Source organism: Macrococcoides bohemicum (assembly GCF_016865215.1).
Lineage (GTDB): Bacteria > Bacillota > Bacilli > Staphylococcales > Staphylococcaceae > Macrococcoides > Macrococcoides bohemicum.
In genome coordinates this window covers 951,556-975,948 of the sequence record NZ_CP054482.1, presented here as the reverse complement: position 1 = coordinate 975,948, position 24,393 = coordinate 951,556, and the positions used below count along the sequence as shown (strand labels likewise).

Here is a 24,393-nt window from a genome sequence, read left to right as displayed (position 1 = left end):
ATATATCTATATTTTATCAAAAAAAGACTGTAAACTTCATCTCCGAAGGAGACTTTGTCTACAGTCTGAGATCATCTCAATTGAGATGATCTTTTTTTAAAATCCTAATATTGCTTTAATTACTGAAGTTGTTTCACCACCATGGTAAAAAACATAAAGTAAAAGATATACCGCTACACCAGTAATAGCTGTGAAAAACCAAATGATTGATGTAATCGGTCCAAATTTTCTATGAATATTAAGTTTATCTTTCAAGCCTGTATAAATATTTAATATCCCCATTACAGCACCGATTGTTGCTAAAGTAATATGAAAAATTAAAAATACAGTATAATAAATTTTAATATTATCTGGACCACCAAATGATGTATTGCCGATAAAAATTGTTCTTGAAACATAGATAATAAAGAAGATTGTAGCTGCAACACCAGCTGCCAGCATCACTTTTTTATGTGCTTCAATTCGTCCTTTAGCCACCAAATACCAGCCGATAGCGACAAGTATAGCACTGATGACAATAAATGTAGTACTGATTGTTGGTAAGATTGGTAAACTCATATTGTCCCCCTATTCAAATTCTCTGAAATATGCATCTTGCTTTCTTTTTTCTTCTAAACTCAGACGAGTAATTTCGTCAGGATCTAATCGTTCAGAACGAGACCAGTTGACAAAAATATAATAGAACATAAAACCAAAAAATATTTCTTGTAATACTTTCATGATAACACCACCCGTTTGCTGATCATCTTTAGGTGTCATATTAGTAAAATATTGTGGTCCACTAATACCTGAATTTTGTAAAACATCATTTAATGTTCCTGTCGGCACACATAAACTCATTGCGCTCATCCATGCTTTAGGATCTGTATATGTCCTATACATTGGATGCTGAGCAAAGATAATCAATCCACATGATGGTGTTAGCAATACACCGATTGCAAAAATATATCCTAATTTCATTAATCCAGATAACTGTTTCTTTGTTTCAGCATTTTGATTAAAAATCGGATACCACATTGTAAAAGCGGTGATTGTTAATAAAATCGTATATAGTGAATGCGGTGTTGCATTCTGTTTTAAGAAATCTAAAACAATCGGTAAATGGTACAATGAAAAGAATGCATTAAAAGTGACGAGTGCAATAATTGGTCGTGTCATAAATTGAAATACAGGCTTAACATATGGAAGATTGATTACATATTCTATTAAGTAATTTGGAATTGCAAAATAGAATAACGGCACCATTAATAAAAATATAATTGCCATCTGTAACATATGAAAGCTAAAAATAATATGACTAAGTAAATCAATAGGTGCACCTTTCATGATATAAAGTAAAATCATTAAAAAGACAAATAAGATACCTTCTGACCTCTTGAGAGGGCGTCCTCCTGGGATATCTTTATACCATTTCACAGTAATTAAGAAAAAGACAATTGTTGCAAAAATAATTGCAACTAAGAAAAATGGACTCCAGTTTGCTAAAAATCCAAAAATTGAGATAGAACGAATACTACCCATATCATCACTCCATAAAATATACTGTCACCATTATAACGCAAATTATGGCAGACAAGTGGATAAAATATATCAAATTCTTGACGAAATCGTGATAATAAAAAAACTGAGACAATCGTCTCAGTTTTTTCATTGATTATTTTAATAATGGCTCACCTAACCAAGTAATATATATAGCCATTACTACAAAAGTCCCAGCAATAAACAATCCAGAAAGCATCATTAATTTAGCTGTCCCATGACCTGGATGTTTCATATGCATGAAATAATAGAATTGAAGTATGACTTGAATTAACGCCATTAATAATACTGCAGGAATAACAAATTCTTTACTTAATCCAGCTGCAACCATAGCAAAAGCAATTAACGTCAAGAAAATCATTATAGCAAATGTAGTAACCTGCATTCTCATTTCTTCAGTTCTTGTTCTTTTTTCGAAATTGTAACGATCCTGATTAAACTTTAAGTTGTTGTTAGTTTCATTTGACATTATCCTAACACCCCTAACAAGTAAACTACTGTGAAGATAAATACCCACACGACATCAATGAAATGCCAGTATAAAGCAGCTGTATTAAACTTCGCAGCGTTGTATACACTTAAACCACGTTTCATATTACGGATGATTAAAAGTATTATCCAAGTCAAACCAATAATTACGTGGAATCCGTGAGTTCCTACTAAGAAGTAGAAGGCTGAACCAAATGCACTTGATCTGAAAGTATGACCTTGATGGATATACTCAGCGAACTCATAAATTTCTAAACCTAAGAAACCTAAACCTAAAATTACAGTAACGATAAACCATGTAATCATTTTGCCAAAATCATAGTTTTTCATATGATATAGCGCATACACACTTGTTAATGAAGATGTTAATAATAACATCGTCATAACAAACGCTAAAGGTAAATGGAATAAATCTTTTGCTAAAAGGTGATCTTCACTTGGGACATGATCTTTTAATGCTAAGTAAGTAGCAAATAAAGATGCGAATAATGCAGTCTCTCCACCAAGGAATACCCAGAATCCTAATAACTTATTTTTACCTTCTAAAGAAGCTGTTTCAGGATGACTTGGCCATCTTTCAGCCGTCATTTTCTCTTCGTGATGTGCCATTATTTAACACCTCTTTCGTACTCAATTAGCTCATCTTTAGTAATATGATATCCTAAATCATCTTTTAGTGAACGAGCAATCATTGCGCTTGCTGTAATCGCTAAACCTAAAATTAATACAAATGGAGCCCAAGGTTGAACTGGTAAATCTTTTACTGCATCTAACGCCCATTTTTGACCATCAGCTAAGTATAAAGCACCAAAAGCTGCTATAAATAATCCAAGTGATTGCATAAATGGCAAGATTGAATTATTAGGCATATGAATATCACCTAAAGATTCAGCAGGTAAAATCTCACCGTTCCCTTGTTTTTTCTCTAAATCAAATGCATCTAAACCACGAACAAGTGGTGTTTGAGCAAAGTTGTAGAAAGGAATTGGTTGTGGAAGTGACCATTCTAAAGTACGACCATCGCCCCAAGCATCGCGACCTACTTTTGGCGCTTTAGCTAAAGTAATCACAACGTTAATTAACAAGATAATTACTGCAACAGCCATCGTTAATGCACCGATTGTAGATACTAAGTTAAATGTATCGTAACCTTGACCAGGTAAGTATGTGAATACACGTCTTGGCATACCCCATAAACCTAAGAAATGTTGTACTAGGAATGTTAAATGGAAACCTGTTACGAATAAAACAAATGAAATTTTACCTAATTTTTCGCTTAAAATCTTACCGAACATTAACGGGAAGTAGAAATGGAATCCTGCAAGTAATGCGAATACTACCCCACCAACGATAACGTAGTGGAAATGCGCTACGATAAAGTAAGAATCATGATATTGATAATCAGCTGGCGCTGATGCTTGCATTACACCAGTAACTCCACCCATAACGAATGATGGAATAAATGCTAATGCATAAAGCATCGGCGTCGTAAATTCGATACTACCACCCCAGATTGTTAATAACCAGTTAAAGATCTTAACACCTGTTGGTACTGCAATTGCCATAGTAGCAACCGCGAAAATTGCGTTTGCAGTTGGACCCATACCTACTGTAAACATATGGTGAGCCCAAACCATGAATCCTAAGAAACCAATTAATACTGTAGCGAATACCATCGCTGAATATCCGAATAAACGTTTTCTTGAGAACGTAGCGAAAATCTCAGAGAAAATACCGAATGCCGGTAATACTAAGATGTAAACTTCTGGGTGACCGAAAATCCAGAATAAATGTTCCCAGATAATTGTGTTACCACCTTGTGATACTACGAAGAATCCTGTACCAAACATTCTATCGAAAATTAATAAGAATAATCCGATAGTAAGTGGTGGGAATGCGAATACGATTAATACTGAAGCAACAAACGTTGTCCATGTAAATAACGGCATACGCATATATGTCATACCTGGTGCACGCATATTCATAATTGTAACCATAAAGTTAATCCCTGCAATTAATGTACCAGCACCAGAAATTTGTAAACCTAAAGCATAGAAATCAATACCGTGTCCAGGTGATGCTAAAGATAATGAAGCATATGATGTCCAACCTGCGTCAGGTGCTCCACCCAGGATCCAAGATAAGTTTAAGAATATTCCACCAAAGAAGAATAACCAAAAACCTAATGCATTTAAGAATGGGAATGCTACGTCACGTGCACCAATTTGTAAAGGTACTACAGCGTTCATAAATGCGAATAATAACGGCATAGCCGCTAAGAAAATCATTGTTGTACCATGCATCGTAATTATTTCATTAAATAGACCTGCTGAAACAAAATCATTTTCAGGAACAGCAAGTTGAATTCGAATAATCATTGCTTCAATACCACCCATGGCGAAGAATAATCCACCCATGATAAGATATAATATTGCAATTTTTTTATGGTCAACTGTTGTTAAATATTCCATAATTAAACCACGTTTTTTTTGTGTAGCCAATTGTGTAACCTCCCTTTATTTATTACTCTTCAACTTTTCGTTCCATTAAGTATTTAGCTAATGCATCGATGTCTGAATCAGATACTTTATACGCCCCAGTCATTTTATTTCCTGGTTTGTATTTTTCAGGATCTTTAATCCATTTTTTTAAGTTTTCTTCGTTATGTTCTAATACGCCAGCAACTGTTGTTCTTTCTCCGAAAGTTGTTAAGTTAGGACCTTTTGCTCCTTTACCAGTTGGCGTTACTGCGTGACAGCCTTGACAAGATTGTTTAAATACTTCTTCACCTTGTTTAGCATCAGTTGTTGCTACAGGTTTTTTCACATCTTGCATTTTAGATACCCAAGTTTTAAAATCATCTTTAGACATTGTTTTAACTTTAAAGTCCATCAATGCATGTGAAGGTCCACATAACTCTGCACATTTACCATAGAACATATTTTTAGCATCTTTAGCTTTATCACCATCAAATACTAAATAGAATTTATTGATGTTCTCAACATTCGTGTCCATCTTACCACCAACTGCTGGAATCCAGAATGAGTGTTTAACATCTGCTGAATGTAATTTGAAATAAACTTTTGTATCCGTTGGTACAACAAGTTCTTGGCTTGTCACAATCTTTTGGTTTGGATATTCAAATTCCCACCAGTAAAGATTTGCAGTTACATCGACTACGATTTCTTTATTTTTTCCTTTTGCATCTACTTTGTCCATAGCTTTCGTATCAGCTAATTTAAAAGTAAGCATAACTGTTGGAATTGCTAAAATTAATAATAAAAGAATTGGAATAGTTGTCCAGATAATCTCTAACTTATGATTACCGTGCACATCTTTCGGTACAAAATCCTCTCCAACTTTACTACGTCTGAATTTTACAACTGCTAAAACGAAAATAACGACAACAACTGCAATAACAAATAGCATGATGTAAACCGCTAACATCATTAAGTTGAATTGATCTTTTGCAACTTCCCCTGCTGGACGTAGAGCTGATAAATGTGGTTCACCACAACCTGCTAAAGTCATTAATAATAATGAAATTAAGCCCATCAACTTTACATTCTTAAATTTGTTTTTCATTAAATTCTAACCCCTCTTTCACCATTCATAATCAAATCATTTGAATTAATGTAACTACTACTATCATAACAAAAAAGATCATCAAATAGTTTAAAGAATAAATAAACATTGTCATTGCCCATCTGTTTTCTTTAACATTTGACTTAAACCCTGATACAGCAAGCAAAAGCCAACCTAGATTTAAGATTGTTGCAAGTACTATAAAAATAGTTCCTAGTTCATCCATTAAAAATGGTGTTGGAAGAAGTAAAGCAACCCAGAAAAGCATTCCAAGTCTAGTTCTTTCAAATCCTTTAACAGATGGCAACATCGGTATCCCCGCCATAGCATATTCTTCTTTACGTTTTATAGCCAGCGCATAAAAATGTGCAGGTTGCCAAATAAACATAATGACGAATAACATCCATGCTACTTTTGAAAGATTAGGATCAATTGCAGCCCAACCCACAAGTGGTGGAATCGCTCCTGGAAAACTACCTATTATAGTATTTGACACTAAATGACGTTTAGACCAAACAGAATACATCACCACATAACCAAATATCCCTAAGAATCCGATTATTCCTGTTTCAACATTTATCATGAAAAGTAAAACTTCTCCGATGAACATCAATAATAAACTTAGCTGGAATAGTGATTGAGAAGCAATTTTCCCAGTAACACTTGGCCGTTCCTGTTTACTTGGCATAATGCGGTCAATATCTTGATCATAAAAATTATTTAATGCACAACTTCCTGCCATAATAAGTGTAGATCCCGTAAGCATCGTTAATAATTCAGGAATGCTATTTAAAAATGAACGTTGTGTCATCATGATAGCAAGAAATGCTCCCGCAAACGTCGGTATCAAATTTCCTTGAACGAGACCAAGTTTGACAATTGCTTTGACATCTTTAAATGTCAATCGTGTTTGTTCAACTGATTTGACGCTCTTTAAGACTTGTTCATTTTGCATTTTCACCCTCCTTTAACAATACTAACGCATATAATAACAATAATATATGAAAACTGTCACATTTTCTATACATTTTCGAAATTAAATTGTGACATTTTTCTATTTCTCTACATTTATAAATAATTCACGAATGTGACACATTTACTTTAAGGTTAGATTGTTATACTATATCTTAAGTATATACTGAAGTCGCGATGTAATAAAGTTTACATTTAACGTGCATAATGATAATTAGAGGTGAAGGTATTTGTTAAAAGAAAAGAATTTAAAATGGTTATCTTTGTTTACGACCGTACTGATGATACTAGTACAAATCGGTGGTGCGCTAGTAACAAAGACGGGTTCTGCTGACGGATGTGGTAATAGCTGGCCACTTTGTCATGGTAAGTTTGTACCGACACATATTCCTATGGAAACATTGATTGAACTCGCACATCGTGGTGTATCTGGACTTGCTTTGATTTCGGTAACATGGCTTGTTGTTTTAAGCATTAAATATATTGGTCATAAAAGAGAAACAAAGTTTTTATGCTGGATGAGTATCGGCTTTATTTTTGCACAAGCTTTAATCGGTGCAGCTGCTGTAATCTGGCAACAAAATGGATTTGTATTAGCATTACATTTCGGAATTTCATTAATTAGTTTTAGTTCTGTGTTTTTACTCACATTATTAATATTTGAAGTAGATCAAAAGTTCGACGCTACAAAATTAGTGATACATTCTCATTTAAGAAGACATACAATAGCTTTAACAAGCTTTATTTATATTGTAATTTATAGTGGCGCCCTTGTACGTCACGAAAAAGCTAGCCTTGCTTGTCTGAGCTGGCCACTTTGTAAACAAGGACAAATCGGTTTGCCCGAAACATTTTTTGAATGGGTACAGATGAGTCACCGTACACTAGCTTTTATCTTATTTATATGGTTAAGTTACGTTGTTTACCATGCCGTAAAAAATTATAGTCAGTATCGTGTTATTAAATACGGATACTCAATCGCATTTTTATTAATTTGTTTACAAGTAACGACAGGTGCGTTGTCAATATTTACGATGCTAAATTTATATGTGGCATTATTACATGCATTATTTATTACGTTACTATTTGGGTTGCTGTGCTATTTCTTACTTCTCATTTCTCGTGCAACGCAAAAATAACCTGCCACGGCAGGTTATTTTTTTCTATTTTTTAAGCTTCTGAAATTTCCACTAATAAATCTGTCGTTTGTATACTATCTCCCGTATTAACATAAACTTTGTCAATAGTACCTGAGAATGGTGCTTGGATTGTCGTTTCCATCTTCATCGCTTCAGTAATAAGTAATGATTGGCCTTTAGTTACAACATCACCTTCTTTTACTTTTACGTCACCGACTGTTCCAGGCATTTGTGCTCCGATATGACTTCTATTTTTGGGATCTGCTTTAGGAATCGTAGCTAGACTTGGTTCAACGTTTGTATCTTTAACGTATACTTTACGACTCATACCATTAAAGTTGAAGTATACCCATCTATATCCATCTTCATGAACATGTCCTACACTGATTAAATTCACTATCAATGTTTTACCTTCATCAATAGCTATTTCAACTTTCTCATTTTTACGCATTCCATAGAAGAATGTTGGTGTGTCTAGTAGCGATACATTTGCAAACTTTTCATTTGTTGTAATGTATTGTTCATATACTTTTGGATATAAGGCATAACTGATAATATCTTGTTCTGTTACCTGTTTATTCTGTTTTTCCTCAAGTTCTTTACGTAACAAATCGAAATCAATCGGTGCTAATAATTCACCAGGACGAACATCGATACTTTCAATATCTTTCAGTACTACTTTCTTAAGTGCTTCCGGGAAACCATTCACTGGTTGGCCAATCTCACCCTTAAAGAACGATACAACTGATTCCGGAAAATCTAATGATGCCCCACGATCGATTACTGACGTTTCATCTAAGTCATTTTGAACCATGTATAAGGCCATGTCTCCTACTACTTTAGATGACGGTGTAACTTTAACAATATCACCAAACATTAAATTAACACGTCTATACATATCTTTAACTTCACTAAAACGATCTCCTAAACCTAAACTCTTTGCCTGCATCCCTAAGTTAGAGTATTGACCACCAGGCATTTCATGTTTGTATATTTCTGTATGTGGAGATTTAATATCACTTTCAAAGTCTTTATAGTAGTGACGTACGCCTTCCCAGTAATGCGATAATTTTTCCATACCATCAATGTCAGCTCTCATTTGACGTGTTTTACCATTTAATCCGTAGAATAATGTATTGGAACTTGGTTGACTTGTTAACCCACTCATTGCTCCGAGTGCTGTATCTACGACGTCAACTCCAGCTTCTATAGCTCTTGAATAGAGCATTACACCATTTCCACTCGTATCATGTGTATGCAAATGAATCGGCATATTTACTGTTGCTTTTAATTCACTTACAAGCTCATATGCAGCTTCTGGTTTTAGCAGACCGGCCATATCTTTAATCGCTAAAATATGGAATCCTTCACGCTCCATAGCTTTTGCCATTTTCTTATAGTAATCCAGCGTATAAATGCTTGAACGTTCTGGATTTAATATATCACCAGTATAACAAATTGCACCTTCAGATATCTTACCGGCATTCAGAACCGCTTCATTGGCCACTTTCATTTGATCTAACCAGTTTAATGAATCAAATATTCTGAAGACATCTATTCCAGCTTTTGCACTTTCCTCAACGAATTTTGTTACTACATTGTCCGGATAATTTTTATATCCAACAGCATTGGAAGCACGGAGTAGCATCTGGAATAAAATATTCGGTATAGCGTTACGTAATCGCTCAAGACGTTGCCACGGATCTTCTTTCAGGAAATTATACGCTACATCGAATGTAGCTCCTCCCCACATCTCGAGAGAAAAACTATCCTTAAGATAATGACTAGTCATCGGTGCTACTTCTAAAATATCTTTCGTACGGACACGTGTTGCAAGTAATGATTGATGTGCGTCACGGAAAGTAGTGTCCGTAATTAACACGTCTCTTTGATCAAGCAACCATTGTTTAACATATTCAGGTCCATGCAAATCTAATAACTGTTTAGTTCCTGATTCTGGACTCGGTTCTATTTTTTCGATATATAGTGGCTCGAAATTAGGTTTTTCTTTTTTCTCAACACCAGGAAAGCCATTCACAGTCACATTTGCAATATATTCTAATGTCTTCGTACCACGGTCACGCGGTGTTTTAATCTCAAATAGTTCTGGTGTATCATCGATAAATTTTGTCGTATAATTGCCACTCACAAACTTAGGATGCTTTACGACATTAATTAAAAACTGTAAGTTCGTTTTTATACCACGAATACGCATTTCTCGTAATGAACGTATCATTTTCTCTTCAGCTTGTTTAAAAGTAATCGCTTGTGTAGAAATTTTTACAAGTAATGAATCATAATATGGAGATATTTCTGCTCCCTGAAAACCATCACCGGCATCTAAACGCACACCAAAACCTCCAGTAGAGCGATATGCCATAATTGTTCCTGTGTCTGGCATAAAATCATTCAAGGGATCTTCAGTCGTAACACGGCACTGAATTGCATAACCTAACGTAATAATATCCTTCTGCATAGGCATAGCGATGCGCTCGTCATGCATGTTCTCACCATCAGCAATTAATATTTGTGTTTTGACAATATCAACACCCGTTACCATCTCAGTTATAGTATGCTCTACTTGTACACGAGGATTAACTTCTATAAAGTAAAATTCATTCCCGCTCACTAAAAATTCAACAGTTCCTGCGTTTACATAATTAATTTCTTTCATCAACTTGACAGCAGCTTCACAAATGCGCATTCTTAAATCATTATCTAAACCAACAGAAGGCGCAACTTCAACTACCTTTTGATGACGACGCTGTACTGAACAGTCACGTTCAAATAAATGAACTAAATTACCATACATATCACCAAGTATTTGAACTTCAATATGTTTTGGCTGATCGATATATTTCTCAATGTAGACTTCTGCATTACCAAATGATTTTAATGCCTCAGACTGTGCACGTTGATATGCTTCTTCTAGTTCTTCCTGATTGTTAACGATTCTCATTCCTTTTCCGCCCCCACCAGAAATGGCTTTAATAATAATAGGGAAACCATATAAATCTGTAAATTGCTTTACTTCTTTAAAAGAAGTAACAGCATCCTTTGTACCAGGAATAATCGGTAATTCTGCCATTTCTGCTGTCGCACGGGCTTTAACTTTATCTCCAAACATATCTAAATGTTTCGTTTCTGGTCCAATAAAGATAATATCTTCTTCTGCACAGCGTTCAGCAAAAGTCATATTTTCACTTAAAAAGCCGTAACCAGGATGAATTGCATTAGCACCACATTTTTTTGCTATTTCAATGATTCGTTCGATATGAAGATAACTTTCAGTCGGACCAATATCTTCACCAACTAAATAAGACTCATCCGCTTTGTACCTATGAAGAGAACCTTTATCTTCTTTAGAATAAATTGCTACAGTTGGTATATCTAGTTCGGTTGCTGCGCGGAAAATTCTTATTGCGATTTCCCCACGATTTGCTACAAGTAACTTGTTAATGCGTTTCATACATTTCCTCCTCATTATGTTATTCTTTTCACATACATTATATACAATCATTTAATGAATTAATATTGTTAAGTTATATTATATATAAAATATTCATTTACGCCATACTAATATTGTAATGTGTTATACTCATAGAATGTCTTTACATCAATGATTAAATCAAAAATGCATGTGTCAAAAGACACATGCATACTTGTAAACGTATTCATTTTTTTGAATAAATTTTATTATTCTAATGATTTCTTTTTCACATCTTTTGCAGCCATTAATAGTAATCCAACCGCTATCGATAAGCTTAACAAGCTTGATCCACCATAGCTTAAAAATGGAAGAGGAACACCTGTTAATGGAATTAAGCCAGATATACCTCCAAGATTAATAAAAGCCTGAATTCCGATATAACTCGCTACACCAACACAAATAAGCTTATAGAAAACAGTATCTGCAAGTGCGGCATACATAAATCCTTTATATACGATAAAGAATAATAATGAAATAATGATAATGACACCAACGAGCCCTAATTCTTCAGAAATGACTGCAAAAATAAAGTCTGTATGTGGTTCAGGAAGATAACCTAGCTTCATTACGCCATTTCCTAAACCTTTACCAAATATCCCTCCATTACCAATTGCCATTAAAGAGTTAGATAAATGATAACCTGCGCCTTCTTCATCTTTAAAAGGATTTGCAAGCACTTCAAAACGTTGTTGTTGGTGCGTCGCTAATAGCTTACCAGTGATTAAAAACATTCCGGTCATAATAAGTACAACCGCCCCACTTACTAAACCAATCATAATCATCATGGCACGAAATGCGATACCTGAATATAAAAAGATACATCCGATAATCATTAATATTATCATCGTTGAGCCAAAGTCATTCTGGATAATTACAAGCCCTGCACATATACCTACCAGAACAAGTGGCGCTATAATATCCCAGCTCATCTTTTCCAGGTTTTCTTTCTTATCATAAATATAGGCTAAATAAATAATTACAACAATTTTTAGTAATTCTGAAGTTTGTAACTGCATGAAACCAAGAGGCAACCAACTTTTTGCACCATTAACTTCTACGCCAAATAAACGCGTAAAAAGTAATAGAATCATAATCACAATGATCGAAAATTGTTGGACACGTTTATTTTTAATGATTTTTATGGACATGAAATATGCCATAAAAAAGACGATTCCAAAACTTAAAATAATAGTCACTAATTGACGTATATAAAAATAATTTGGTGATTTAGGTATACCACCTGTCAACGTCCCGCGCGTTGCAGCGACCATACTCGCACTGTATATCATTACTAGACCAATCAAAACAAGGGCTACATAACTCAAGAGTAGAGGGAAATCTACGTACTTTGTATAATCTTTTATGTATTCGATAAAATTTCTTATGTGTTTCAAAAGAATCCGCTCCTGAAATAAAATTAAGTCTAAAGCAAACGCTCTAGACTTTAGACATTTGTGAAGGCATCATGTAATTTAGAAAGTTCTTTCTCGAGAGCAGATAAAATCTTTTTGCCTTCATCTTTTTCAATTAATCCGATACGTGTTGCAAAATCTACTTCACGACTTAAACCGAACATCTGTGTATCTAACACCTCTTCATAAAGAGGACATTGTGGCATTGTTAAATTGTCCATTTGAACTTTAATCAACTGCAAAATTTTCTCTGCATCTTGATTGAGCTGGTCATATGCCTTTTGTTTGTAATCTAAATGGTCACGCATAGCATACACCTTCATTTCATTATTCTTATACTTTAAAATTCTATATGACAAGTCCTTAAAAATCAAGCATTTACTTAAATAGAATATGGTATTATAAATATGAAAGGGTGATAGTATGATTATACAGATTAAAGGGAAAGTAAAATTCAATATTACATTAGATCCATCTACTTTTATCTTTGATGATCGCAAAGTTGAAATGGAAGCGCTTTTACAAGGTAAATCTTCAGGTGAAGAAGAAATAAGCTTCGAGGATAATTATGAATGGAACCGTGAAATTTTAGAAGGTGGTTCAAAACCTCCGACTCTTGTTTCTGAAAAGAAATTTAAGAAACAAGCATTATTAGAAGGTACTTTCTTAATGAATATGCATTCATTTATTATTAATGCAGAACTAGATAGTGATGCAACAAAAGTCGAATTATCGAATGAAGATACTAAAGTGCAAATTACTTTAGATGAATTGAAGACACTATACTTCCAGTTTTCTAAAGACGGTAAACGTTTATACGACGATGGCATGGTTGATGCTTATTTATATAACGACGAACTTAAATTAATCATGAAACACGTTACAGGTATTGCGTTAATTTAATTTATAAGATAATCATTCGAAATTTATTATCACAAAAAGAAGCTCAAGACATTCGTCTTAAGCTTCTTTTTGTTGTCGCTCTTTATGCAATCGATATCGATACAATCCAAGTACAATCGCTGCAATGATTAAACTTTCACCGACAGGTAAAAATACTGCCAGGAAGTTTAATATAATACAGCCCAGGAATAATAAAATATATATGATCACGTTTTGCCAAGGTTTTAATTTTCTCGCAAATCCTAAATTATAAACTATTGCACTTAATATAAATATCGCAATCAGCAAATACCACATTCCAGTCTCTGGATGTTTATCAACTGCAAAAAGTTTAGCAAGAAATGACATTCTTTGTTCAGGATCTACGCTGACTTGCGCATTGCCGATCATAAAATTCATTGATTACTCCTCCTCTTGCATCGCTGCTTTTGCTTTCTTTTGCTCTCTTTCACGTTGAGATTTATCTAATGTTTTCTTTCTTAAACGAATTGATTCAGGTGTAACTTCAACTAATTCATCGTCATTTAAATATTCTAAAGCTTCTTCTAACGTTAAAGTTCTCGGTTTTTTCATCGTTGTTGTTTGTTCTTTAGTAGCACTACGGATATTGTTTGCAGCTTTAACTTTAGTAATGTTTACTGTTAAGTCATTATCACGTGAGTTTTCACCAACGATCATACCTTCGTATACTTCAGTACCCGGTTCCATAAAGTTTACACCACGATCTTCTAGAGCTAAGATAGCATATGTTGAAGCTACTCCTTTATCCATAGAAACTAATACGCCGTTACGACGTCCGCCGATACGCCCTTTTAATAATGGACGGTATTCATCAAATGTGTGGTTTAAAATCCCATAACCACGTGTCATTGACATGAATTCAGTACGGTAACCGATTAATCCGCGTGCAGGTACGTTGAAGATTAAACGTGTTTGACCATTACCACTGTTAACCATATCAACCATTTCACCTTTTCGTGTTCCTAAAGATTCAATAACTGATCCAGTATTTTCTTCCGGTACATCAATTTGAACGCGTTCATATGGCTCATATTTCTTACCATCAATTTCTTTTACGATAACTTCTGGTTTAGAAACTTGTAATTCGAATCCTTCACGACGCATATTTTCAATTAAGATAGATAGATGTAATTCACCACGACCAGAAACAGTCCAGCTATCAGGACCAACAGACTCAACGCGTAATGATACGTCTGTCTCAAGTTGTGATTCTAAACGATCTTGAATATTACGCGCAGTAACAAATTTACCTTCTTTACCTGCAAACGGAGAATTGTTTACTGAGAAAGTCATTTGTAATGTAGGCTCATCGATACGTAATATCGGTAAAGCTTCCGGTGTATCTACAGGCGTAACAGTTTCACCTACGTTAATGTCTTCCATACCAGATACGGCAATTAAATCACCAGCATATGCTTTTTCAACTTCAACACGTTTTAAACCGAAGAAACCAAAGATTTTAGTAACACGGAAATTTTTAATTGTTCCGTCAATCTTTATTAATGAAACTTGTTGTCCTACTTCCATCGTTCCACGGAACACTCGACCGATACCGATACGACCTACATAGTCATTGTAATCTAATAAAGCGACCTGGAATTGTAATGGCTCGTCACGGTTATCAACTGGTGCTGGTACATAATCGATAATCGTTTCGTATAAGCTTTGCATGTTTTCATCTTGAGTCGACGCATCAAGGCTAGCAGTACCATTAATAGCTGAAGCATATACTACAGGGAAATCTAACTGCTCATCATTTGCTTCTAATTCAATAAATAGATCATATACTTCGTCTAAAACTTCTTCAGGTCTTGCTGAAGGTTTATCTATTTTATTTACTACTACTACAGGTTTTAAGTTTTGTTCTAATGCTTTCTTTAATACGAAACGTGTTTGAGGCATAGTTCCTTCGTATGCATCTACAACTAAACATACACCATCTACCATTTTCATGATACGCTCTACTTCACCACCGAAGTCAGCATGCCCTGGTGTATCCAGAATGTTGATACGCGTTCCTTTATAATCGATTGCTGTGTTCTTTGCTAAGATCGTGATACCACGTTCTCTTTCGATATCATTCGAATCCATCGCACGTTCTTCAACGTGTTCATTTGAACGGAATGTGCCTGATTGTTTTAATAATTCATCAACAAGGGTAGTTTTACCGTGGTCAACGTGGGCGATAATTGCAATATTACGAACATCTTCTCTAAAATTTGTCATTAATTTGTTTCTCCTTAATCGAACTACAGTTTATTATGTAACTGTGATATTATAACATATTATAGGTTAATTATATATCGATAAATTCCAGATTCAAAATTTAAGGGGTGTTTTTTTTGAAAAAAAGTAAGTTACCATTTTTTCTGTTAGCAATTTTTGCTGTGTTAATGTTAATTCTCTTCAGCATCGGATTAGCTGAATTAAATTATTTATTAATCGTCATATCAATTATTTTATTCACAGTAACTTTTGGATATGGATTTACACTAAAAAGTCAATACCGAAAAAATGATTGGTTATAGTAATTTTGTAAAACTGCAAAGTAATCTTTGCAGTTTTTCTTATATTTCGAGTCAAAATTAATTTTCTGAACAAATATTTATTAAAAATTTGAAATGATGCAATTTGCACACAATTCAATCGTCTATTATATTATGACTGTATTGATTCTATATAGAGGTGATAACATGATATTAAAACCAAGACAAAAGAATAAACATCTTGCTTATTTAGAAGTTTTAGAAGGAAGAATTGAATTTTCTGAAGAACAGTTAGAGAGATTAGCATTACTGCGTAATACCGAAAGATTAGAAATTGAATTTGAAACTTTTCTTAATCATTTAAACACCGATTGTTTTGATATGATATGGCAATTTAATTATTCAGATTATCATGTTGATGCATTAATTAACGTCATATTAGTATCTGAATCTGCAATTTATCTTTTTAAACTCAACAATTATTCAGGACCGCATTATGTTAATAATGAAGGCATTCTTGCGCACTACATTACTGAACAGCCGCAGTTGGATATATTGCAGTTAAACTGCGTAAAATATTCAATATATTCAATATTAGATACTAAATACAAACATTTACCAATATATATTAAGTGTGTGTGCATGGATGAAACGTTTGAACTTGATTCCAATTCTGATCACTATCCATTTCTTTTTAGACACGATATCATTCCATATATTAAAAAAATCAACAAAATGAATAAAAAAAAAGCACTCAGAACAGTGAGTACTTAAAAAGTGCACATATTGAGCCAATCATTATAAAACAATCTGCTTATAGTACAGGCATCGTCTGCCCAAAATGTAAAGCATTAAATCACATTTCAAAATACAAATCACTTGCATATTGCGGTCAATGTCAGACGATACATACTATCGATGAAATTTTTAACTATACTTTGAATGCGTTAATACAATTACACCCCGATCAATCCATCACTAAGGCGAAAATACAAAGATTTTCTGATTATTTCTTTACGAATTATCAATTACAAAAACTTTTTCCGAAATCCAAAAAGAAGCAATTAAACCAAATTATCGTTTAGAAAATCTGCCTTGATGTATTTTTTCTAATTCAAGTTTAAAAGGATTAAGATAATCATTCATTATTTCAGCATGTAGTGTCTTATTCGCTACGACGATTGAATTAGCAGTTAATAGATCAACCGTTTCACCTAACTGGTTAGTAACGACACCGCCAACTTCTTCGACAATAATTAATCCGCCAGCGAAATCCCATGGATGTAGTCGAAGTGTAATATATGCATTTATCTTGTTTGATGCTACATAAGCAAAATCTAATGCAGCAGAACCATAACTTCTTGCACTGCGTGAATCTCTGACAAGCGGGATATAAATATCACGCGTAAAATCTTTTGTTAACCAATTTGGGTTCATAGAAATAATAGACGTCGCGAGTGGTGTTTCTGTTAGATTTTCTAACTTTACACCGTTTTTGTATGCACCATGTCCTGCACGTGCTTCAAATAATATATCACGCATAACATCATAAACAACACCAGCATATTTTTCACCATCAATAAATATCCCGATAGATATCGCAAAATTTTCTTGTTGATGGACAAAATTCAAAGTCCCATCTATTGGATCTATAATCCAGATGACACCATTTAAATCATCTATATCTTTTCCACTACCTTCTTCACCAATAATTCTATGGTCAGGATATTTAATTTGTATACGATCAAAAAGAAATTTTTCTGTTGCTTTATCCATATTTGTAACAAGATCATTTGGGTTTGATTTTGTTTCTATTAAAAGTGGTTCATTTAATTGCTTGCGGATATTTTCTCCAGCCTGCAATGTGATATCTATTAAAAAATTATAAAGTTCCATATGCACTCCTCCTGTTCAATATATTATACACAAGAATAAATATATGCAAAAATGTTTTATCATTATGTTTTTTCATGTAATGTTGTAATTATCATAATTCAAATGAATTTAAATTAAAAATAAGCGAGGTTACTATGGTTAAATATACTTTTACAAAAAAAGATTTCGATGTTTTTAATATTGATGGACTTGCACCACGTATGGAAGCATTGATAGAAACGACGCGACCTAAGTTAGAAGCTTTAGGAGAACATTTTAGTGCGTATTTAAGTGAACATACAGATGAAACTTTCTATCCGCACGTTGCCAAACATCTACGCAGAAAGACTAATCCCCCAAATGATACATGGGTTGCTTTTGCTACGAATAAACGGGGCTATAAAATGTTGCCACATTTCGAAATTGGACTGTTTGGCAGTCACGCATTTGTATTATTCGGAGTTATATATGAGTCTCCTGATAAGGACCGTATGGCGAAAAAATGGAAGAAACAAATCAAAACAATTCAAGAATTAGGTGATGAATATATCATTAAAGGCGATCATATGAAAGAAAATTATGATGTCATTAAAGATTTAAAGCAGAATGATATCGAAGCTTATATCAATCGACTTATCAATGTCAAAAAAGGTGAATTAATGTTTGGTAAAGTATTTTATCCTGGTGATGCTGCATTAAAATCGGATAAAGCATTTATTCAGGAAATTGAGAAAACATACTTTGAATTATTACCTTTATATCAATAAAAAACGCCCTAGGGCGTTTTTTATTGGTTACGATTATTATTATAATTATCACGGCGTTCGTTAACCGCATCTTTTGTTTTATCTACATAAGTTACTCGGTCACGGTCACCATCATGATTATTATCAAATGTGTTTCGCTCATTTGAAACGTTGAAATCATGATCAACGTTTGAATGATCTTTCTGCTCGATTACAGTATCACGATCAGCTTCAACTGTACGATTGTTATAGTTAACTTCACGTTCTTTCGTTACATCTGCATCATATACGTATTCGTTATTACGTTCACGTTCGATATTTTCATCACGTTCCACATAATCAGGTGCAACGTTACGTTTTCTTTCAACAGTTTCTACTTCACGATGATCTTCATAAAAATCATTATTAGTAATTACTTTATCTTTACGCGCAAACAATAAAATTGCTGCGATAAAGAAAAATAAAGGGATAAATCCTAATACGATAGTTAAGAATAATGGTGCAGTAAATAATCCTGCTAGTAATAACATAACTCCCGCTAAAATACGCTTTTTCATTTTAAGTAATCCAATTAGACCAAATAATAACGGTAAAATAGTATATGCTATAATGCCCCATACACTCTTAATCATTAAAGGAACTAATTCATCAACTGACATATTTGCTTCATTTAATGAATTCTGCAAATCAGGATTTTTTCCTAATTCATTATTCAATGCTTCTTTTAACTGTGTCACAAACTCCGGATTATTACCATTCACTAATAATTGATAAAGACCAAAGATTGATAGTGCAAGTAATGGTAGCCAAGCTAACCAACCAAAGATTTTTTCCGGAACGCGGCTTACAGGTTTAACTGTTTGTGTGTATTCTCTACGACTCATATGTTCATCTCCTTATAGCTTTATTTAAATATTCTATACCCTACTATAACCTATATATGCAAGAATTTAAAAATAAAATAAAAAAGTAAGGCAATGACCTTACTTTTTATCAATTTAAACTCATCTTAAATTTTAAAAATAGTTCATTATAGCGCTTAATATTCTCAAATCCTAGATCTTCGTATACTTCAAGTTTTTCCTGTACTGCTTTACTTGGGTAAAAGCGCTCATCTTCTCTCGTTTCTTTATCAAGTAATTTATAACTTGCTGTGTTTGGTGTAGCATAACCAACCCATTCAGTATTCTGCTTACCAATTTTTGCATCTAATAAAAAGTTAATAAATGTATGCGCACCATCAACATTTTGTGCTGTTTTAGGAATGACCATATTATCAAACCATAGATTTGATCCTTCTTTCGGTACTACAAAATCTAAATTTTCATTTTCAGTCATAATATCTGCACCCATACCACTCCAAACAACTGCAACGTCCGCTTCCTTATGGACCATCATCGTATTGATTTCATCACCAACAACACCTTTAACATTCGGACCTAACTTTTCAAGCTTTTGTTCTGCCTTATCAAGTTTTTCTGGGTTTTTTTCATTTAATGATTCACCCATGCTGTTTAGTGAGAGTCCAAGTGCCTCACGCGCACCATCTACAATAAGGACGTTATTTTTAAGACGTGGATCCCAAAGACTTTCCCAGCTTGAGAAGTCAATGTCTTTTGTTTTATCAGGATTATAGAGAATGCCTACTGTTCCCCAGAAATATGGGATCGAATATTTATTTCCTTTATCAAAATCAAGATTCATAAAATCCGGATTAATATTTTTTAGATTCGGTAGTTTCTTATGATCTATCGGAATAAGAAGTTTCTCTTCCTTCATCTTCTGAATCGCATATTCACTTGGTACTGCAATATCGTAATGTGTACCACCATTTTTAATTTTTGCAAGCATTGATTCATTAGAATCAAAAGTTTCTAAAATTACGCGAATGCCGTACTCTTTTTCAAACTTTTTAAGTAAAGCAGGATCGATATATTCTCCCCAGTTATAGACATAAAGTATATTACCTTTACCGCTTTTTGGTGGTGGATCGATAAACTTAGCTGAGAAAAGTAAAAGTACAGCTACTGCTAGTGATATAAGAATTAACTGCATTAATTGCTTCATTTCACAACACCTGCTTTCACTTTTCTTCTTTTATCTTGTTTATTTGAGATATAGTAATAGATTAAAATAATTGTCAAGACAATTATGAATAGTAATGTACTAATCGCATTGATTTCCATAGAAATACCTTTTCTCGCCATTGAGTAAATTTCAACGGATAACACACTAAATCCATTACCAGTTACAAAGAAGCTTACTGTAAAGTCATCAAGACTATAAGTTAATGCCATAAAGAAACCAGCAATAGCGCCAGGTAATATATGCGGAATGACAACCTTTGTAATCGTCTGGTAAGTACTTGCACCTAAATCATAACTTGCATTAATAAGCGATTGATTCATATCGTATAACTTCGGTAATACCAGTAGTACGACAATCGGCACACAAAATGCGATATGCGAAATCAATACAGACCAAAATCCTAATCCCATACCAGTATAGTGCCCGATGACAGTAAAAAGAATCAAGAATGATGAACCGATAACGACATCACTACTTACCATCAATATATTATTTAGTGTCAGTAAACTAACCTTTATTTTCTTGTTTCTTAAGTAGTGTATTCCCAAAGCACCACAAATACCGATTACTGTAGAAATACTTGCTGCAATTAATGCAACAGCTAGTGTATTGACAATGATGACCATCAACCGTTTATTTTGAAAAACTGCTGCATAATGATCCAATGTAAATGATTTAAAGTGATTCATATTTCCTGCTGAGTTGAAAGAATAAAACATGAGGTAGAATATTGGAAAGTATAAAATGAACAATGCAAATGCTAAAAATATTTTAGATCTTAGTTTCATTTGACACCCTCACTTCCTTCTTTCGACTTCGTAATAATCATCACTAAAGCCATTGCTAAAATTAAGAATACTGCTATTGTAGAACCCATTCCATAGTTTTGTGTGACAAGAAATTGTTCTTCGATCGCTGTACCTAAGTTAACAACTTTGTTGCCTGCAATAAGACGCGTAATCATGAATAAACTTAATGCAGGAATAAATGTCACTTGAATACCTGTTTTAACACCTTCCCATGATAAAGGCATAATAACTTTTCTAAAAGTTGTTATTTCATTCGCACCTAAATCACGTGAAGCCTGTAATAAGTTTTCCGGAATTGCGTTCATGCTATTAAATATCGGTAAAATCATGAAAGGAATATAAATATACACAGATACAAAGATAAATGCCGTGTTTGTAAATAATAAACTAGTGGCAGGTAGATGCATCCAGTTCAATAAATCGTTTATAGTACCTTGTTTACTAAAAATACCGATAAATGCATAGGTTTTTAATAAAAGATTAATCCATGTCGGCAGAATGATAATAAGTAGCCAGAACTGCTTATTTTTAGCGGTACGTAAAACCATTGCTATGGGATATGAAATGATTAAGCACAACAATGTGATTATTACTGCATACCAAATTGAACTGATTGTCATTTTAAAATATGACATCGTAAAGAAATCTTTATAATTTTCTAATGTAAAATGACCACTGTTGTTTGTAAAACTTGTATAGAATATCATCACTAACGGTGCAATGATAAATATAATAATCCAGATTAAATAGGGAATAAGAAAATATTTTTTTGCTTTTTCCATATTACACCTCGTATGACTCAATACGTGCATCAAATTCTTCTTCAGTTTCTCCAGGTAGCATAATATGAATGGCTTCCTCATCAAATGTTAGACCAACATGTTCTCCAGGTGTGGCCCTTTTCGTTGATTGAATAATCCACTCATTACCAGCCTCGTCAAAACAGCAAATTTCATAATGTACACCACGGAATAATTGTGAATCTACAACTGCTTTAACTTTACCTGCCTTAGTAGTAGTTATTTCAATATCTTCAGGGCGAATGACAACGTCAACCTTAGCATTTGCTTTAAACCCTTTATCTACACAAGCATATTCATTGTCATACATTTCAACAACATAATCGCGTTTCATCACACCAGAAACGATATTAGATTCTCCTATAAAATCTGCAACATATCGATTTACCGGTTCGTCATAAATATCAGTTGGGGTGCCACTTTGCTCAATTCTACCTTTGTTCATAACGAAGATATAATCACTCATTGCTAGTGCTTCTTCCTGATCATGTGTAACGAAAATAAATGTCTTACCTAAACGTTGCTGTATTTCTCGTAATTCATACTGCATCTCTGTTCTGAGTTTTAGATCAAGTGCTGATAATGGTTCATCAAGTAAGATAATTTCCGGCTCATTGACGATAGCGCGTGCAATAGCAACACGTTGACGTTGTCCACCACTCATATCTTTTATTTCACGATTTTCAAAACCATCAAGTTTTACTAACTTTAAAGCCTCCATTACGCGCGTTTGCACTTCATTATTATTTACTTTTTTGATGCGTAAACCATATGCTACATTTTCAAATACATTTAAATGTGGGAATAATGCATAATCCTGAAACACTGTATTAACGCGTCGTTTATTTGCAGGAATATCATTAATACGTTTACCTTCAAAATATATGTCACCCGTCGTAGCCTTTTCAAAACCAGCAATCAAGCGTAAAATTGTTGTTTTTCCACAACCAGAGGGTCCAAGTAAAGTATAGAATTTACCCTCTTCAATTTCAAAATTAATATTATCCAGAACTTTGTTTTCGCCATATGATTTAGACACATTGTTAAATTGTATAAAATCTTTCATGACACTCTCCTATAAATATGATTCAGTTGCGACGATTAATACACGTGCATCTTTTTTATATTTGTTAAACAATTGATGTGATTCATTTGCTTTAAAATAAAATGATTCCCCACGACGAGCTGTATATTCTTTTCTACCAATTCTTATACTTGCAGTACCATCTAATACATAAATAAAGCTGTCAGAAAGACTCGGTTCAAACTTTTTATATTCAGAATCTGGTCTTAATGTAATAATAACAGGCTCCATATCAAATTCATTTGAATCCGGAACCAACCACTGAATTAAATAGCCATTATCATATTCATCATATATTGTCTGTTCAGATTTAGGGTAATAAATGCGCTGCTCATGCATCTTCTCATTAAAGAAGTCTGATGGTTCTGATCCTAAAACTTCAAGTATATTAAAGAATGTCTCCATAGACGGTGAACATAAATTACGTTCAAGTTGAGAAATATATCCTTTTGATAAATCAGTTCTTTCCCCTAGTTCTTCTTGCGTTAAATTCTTTTGGCGTCGTAAATCTTTTATTTTTTTCCCTATATCCATGTATTCACACCTTAGTTTAATAATTGTAAACAATTTGTTTAATAACGTTTTAAATATAGCAGAAAAAAAGGTTTAAAACAACAGTAATACTAAATTTTTAATTCAAAACTCCACTTTAAAAGTTTTTTCGTTAGCAGTTTGTGCTTCTTTAAAGCGTTTCGTTACAACATATCCGTCATAGTCAGAAACTTCCTTAAAATCTTTATAAATTTTATTTTCATCTGATTTCATTGGTGCGATTCTTTTAAATGCTTTATATACTGCAGCATAATCCTCAGTGTTCACTTTAGATTCATAAGCATCTTCAATAAGTGCTAAAAAATTAACAACATCAATGATTTCTTCCTGTGTCCATTCCGGATTAATTGGATAACTATAGCTCATTTGCTTCCTCCGTTAAAAAAAGCACTATTCATCTCTG

At 33.6% G+C, this 24,393-nt stretch carries 25 protein-coding genes; 5 read left to right on the top strand and 20 right to left on the bottom strand.

Annotated features, from left to right (window positions below):
• Positions 1 to 96 precede the first annotated feature (96 nt).
• From HT586_RS05060 to cyoE, 7 genes are all read right to left on the bottom strand, one after another.
• Positions 97 to 558 carry a DUF420 domain-containing protein gene (locus HT586_RS05060; protein ID WP_203546422.1) on the bottom strand — a complete coding sequence of 154 codons (462 nt, stop codon included), beginning with the start codon at positions 556 to 558 and terminating at the stop codon, positions 97 to 99.
• A gap of 9 nt (positions 559 to 567) precedes the next feature.
• Positions 568 to 1,521: a cytochrome c oxidase assembly factor CtaG gene (gene ctaG / locus HT586_RS05055; protein ID WP_096076868.1), complete on the bottom strand. Its 954-nt coding sequence runs from the start codon at positions 1,519 to 1,521 to the stop codon at positions 568 to 570.
• Between the two features lie 133 nt (positions 1,522 to 1,654).
• Positions 1,655 to 2,008, bottom strand: a complete 354-nt coding sequence (locus HT586_RS05050; RefSeq protein ID WP_203546421.1) for a cytochrome C oxidase subunit IV family protein — start codon at positions 2,006 to 2,008, stop codon at positions 1,655 to 1,657.
• On the bottom strand, positions 2,008 to 2,637 hold the full coding sequence (locus tag HT586_RS05045) for a cytochrome (ubi)quinol oxidase subunit III (RefSeq protein ID WP_188017926.1): 630 nt from the start codon (positions 2,635 to 2,637) through the stop codon (positions 2,008 to 2,010). The genes HT586_RS05050 and HT586_RS05045 overlap by 1 nt, the downstream gene beginning before the upstream one ends.
• The gene (locus tag HT586_RS05040; RefSeq protein ID WP_188017996.1) at positions 2,637 to 4,499 is read right to left on the bottom strand and encodes a cytochrome c oxidase subunit I; all 1,863 of its coding nucleotides are present in this window, start codon (positions 4,497 to 4,499) and stop codon (positions 2,637 to 2,639) included. The genes HT586_RS05045 and HT586_RS05040 overlap by 1 nt, the downstream gene beginning before the upstream one ends.
• A gap of 52 nt (positions 4,500 to 4,551) precedes the next feature.
• Complete coding sequence (gene coxB / locus HT586_RS05035) at positions 4,552 to 5,613, bottom strand: cytochrome c oxidase subunit II (protein ID WP_133353518.1); 1,062 nt, start codon at positions 5,611 to 5,613, stop codon at positions 4,552 to 4,554.
• 31 nt (positions 5,614 to 5,644) lie between these two features.
• Positions 5,645 to 6,568, bottom strand: coding sequence for a heme o synthase (gene cyoE / locus HT586_RS05030; protein WP_133353519.1), 924 nt, complete (start codon positions 6,566 to 6,568; stop codon positions 5,645 to 5,647).
• Positions 6,569 to 6,815: 247 nt separating this feature from the next.
• On the opposite strand from cyoE, the gene HT586_RS05025 reads away from it, so the two are divergent.
• Positions 6,816 to 7,724, top strand: coding sequence for a COX15/CtaA family protein (locus HT586_RS05025; protein ID WP_099580738.1), 909 nt, complete (start codon positions 6,816 to 6,818; stop codon positions 7,722 to 7,724).
• Positions 7,725 to 7,755: 31 nt separating this feature from the next.
• Here the strand turns inward: HT586_RS05025 and HT586_RS05020 are convergent, their stop codons facing one another.
• The 3 genes from HT586_RS05020 to HT586_RS05010 form a co-directional block, all read right to left on the bottom strand.
• Positions 7,756 to 11,193, bottom strand: coding sequence for a pyruvate carboxylase (locus HT586_RS05020; protein WP_203546420.1), 3,438 nt, complete (start codon positions 11,191 to 11,193; stop codon positions 7,756 to 7,758).
• A gap of 227 nt (positions 11,194 to 11,420) precedes the next feature.
• Positions 11,421 to 12,608: an FtsW/RodA/SpoVE family cell cycle protein gene (locus tag HT586_RS05015; RefSeq protein WP_203546419.1), complete on the bottom strand. Its 1,188-nt coding sequence runs from the start codon at positions 12,606 to 12,608 to the stop codon at positions 11,421 to 11,423.
• 50 nt (positions 12,609 to 12,658) lie between these two features.
• Positions 12,659 to 12,934, bottom strand: coding sequence for an Fpa/YlaN family protein (locus tag HT586_RS05010; protein ID WP_096076877.1), 276 nt, complete (start codon positions 12,932 to 12,934; stop codon positions 12,659 to 12,661).
• Positions 12,935 to 13,052: 118 nt separating this feature from the next.
• On the opposite strand from HT586_RS05010, the gene HT586_RS05005 reads away from it, so the two are divergent.
• On the top strand, positions 13,053 to 13,529 hold the full coding sequence (locus tag HT586_RS05005) for a hypothetical protein (RefSeq protein ID WP_203546542.1): 477 nt from the start codon (positions 13,053 to 13,055) through the stop codon (positions 13,527 to 13,529).
• A 57-nt stretch (positions 13,530 to 13,586) separates the two neighbouring features.
• Here the strand turns inward: HT586_RS05005 and HT586_RS05000 are convergent, their stop codons facing one another.
• Both HT586_RS05000 and typA read right to left on the bottom strand, forming a co-directional pair.
• Positions 13,587 to 13,928 (bottom strand): YlaH-like family protein, encoded by a 342-nt coding sequence (locus HT586_RS05000; RefSeq protein ID WP_096076879.1) that lies wholly within the window; start codon positions 13,926 to 13,928, stop codon positions 13,587 to 13,589.
• 3 nt (positions 13,929 to 13,931) lie between these two features.
• Positions 13,932 to 15,776, bottom strand: a complete 1,845-nt coding sequence (gene typA / locus HT586_RS04995; RefSeq protein WP_096076880.1) for a translational GTPase TypA — start codon at positions 15,774 to 15,776, stop codon at positions 13,932 to 13,934.
• Between the two features lie 116 nt (positions 15,777 to 15,892).
• Here typA and HT586_RS04990 point away from each other — a divergent pair, with 116 nt between their 5' ends.
• Together HT586_RS04990 and HT586_RS04985 are read left to right on the top strand one after the other, a co-directional pair.
• On the top strand, positions 15,893 to 16,078 hold the full coding sequence (locus tag HT586_RS04990; protein ID WP_096076881.1) for a DUF5325 family protein: 186 nt from the start codon (positions 15,893 to 15,895) through the stop codon (positions 16,076 to 16,078).
• Between the two features lie 165 nt (positions 16,079 to 16,243).
• Positions 16,244 to 16,810 carry a hypothetical protein gene (locus tag HT586_RS04985; RefSeq protein ID WP_203546418.1) on the top strand — a complete coding sequence of 189 codons (567 nt, stop codon included), beginning with the start codon at positions 16,244 to 16,246 and terminating at the stop codon, positions 16,808 to 16,810.
• 300 nt (positions 16,811 to 17,110) lie between these two features.
• On the opposite strand, the gene HT586_RS04980 is transcribed toward HT586_RS04985, so the two are convergent.
• Complete coding sequence (locus tag HT586_RS04980) at positions 17,111 to 17,932, bottom strand: inositol monophosphatase family protein (protein WP_203546417.1); 822 nt, start codon at positions 17,930 to 17,932, stop codon at positions 17,111 to 17,113.
• Positions 17,933 to 18,066: 134 nt separating this feature from the next.
• On the opposite strand from HT586_RS04980, the gene HT586_RS04975 reads away from it, so the two are divergent.
• Entirely contained in the window at positions 18,067 to 18,678 is a 612-nt protein-coding gene (locus HT586_RS04975) for a YktB family protein (protein WP_203546416.1), read from the top strand.
• A 20-nt stretch (positions 18,679 to 18,698) separates the two neighbouring features.
• On the opposite strand, the gene HT586_RS04970 is transcribed toward HT586_RS04975, so the two are convergent.
• The 7 genes from HT586_RS04970 to HT586_RS04940 all read right to left on the bottom strand — a co-directional run bounded on the left by HT586_RS04970 (position 18,699) and on the right by HT586_RS04940 (position 24,356).
• A complete protein-coding gene (locus tag HT586_RS04970) occupies positions 18,699 to 19,541 on the bottom strand; it encodes a DUF4064 domain-containing protein (RefSeq protein WP_203546415.1) in 843 nt (280 codons plus the stop codon).
• 109 nt (positions 19,542 to 19,650) lie between these two features.
• Positions 19,651 to 20,724, bottom strand: a complete 1,074-nt coding sequence (locus HT586_RS04965) for an ABC transporter substrate-binding protein (RefSeq protein ID WP_203546414.1) — start codon at positions 20,722 to 20,724, stop codon at positions 19,651 to 19,653.
• Complete coding sequence (locus HT586_RS04960) at positions 20,721 to 21,533, bottom strand: ABC transporter permease (protein ID WP_096076887.1); 813 nt, start codon at positions 21,531 to 21,533, stop codon at positions 20,721 to 20,723. Before HT586_RS04960 ends, HT586_RS04965 begins: the two co-directional genes overlap by 4 nt.
• Complete coding sequence (locus HT586_RS04955) at positions 21,530 to 22,336, bottom strand: ABC transporter permease (protein ID WP_096076888.1); 807 nt, start codon at positions 22,334 to 22,336, stop codon at positions 21,530 to 21,532. The genes HT586_RS04960 and HT586_RS04955 overlap by 4 nt, the downstream gene beginning before the upstream one ends.
• Before the next feature lies 1 nt (position 22,337).
• Complete coding sequence (locus tag HT586_RS04950) at positions 22,338 to 23,420, bottom strand: ABC transporter ATP-binding protein (RefSeq protein WP_096076889.1); 1,083 nt, start codon at positions 23,418 to 23,420, stop codon at positions 22,338 to 22,340.
• A 9-nt stretch (positions 23,421 to 23,429) separates the two neighbouring features.
• The gene (locus HT586_RS04945; RefSeq protein ID WP_096076890.1) at positions 23,430 to 23,972 is read right to left on the bottom strand and encodes a helix-turn-helix domain-containing protein; all 543 of its coding nucleotides are present in this window, start codon (positions 23,970 to 23,972) and stop codon (positions 23,430 to 23,432) included.
• A gap of 102 nt (positions 23,973 to 24,074) precedes the next feature.
• Positions 24,075 to 24,356 carry a UPF0223 family protein gene (locus HT586_RS04940; RefSeq protein WP_096076891.1) on the bottom strand — a complete coding sequence of 94 codons (282 nt, stop codon included), beginning with the start codon at positions 24,354 to 24,356 and terminating at the stop codon, positions 24,075 to 24,077.
• Positions 24,357 to 24,393: the final 37 nt, after the last annotated feature.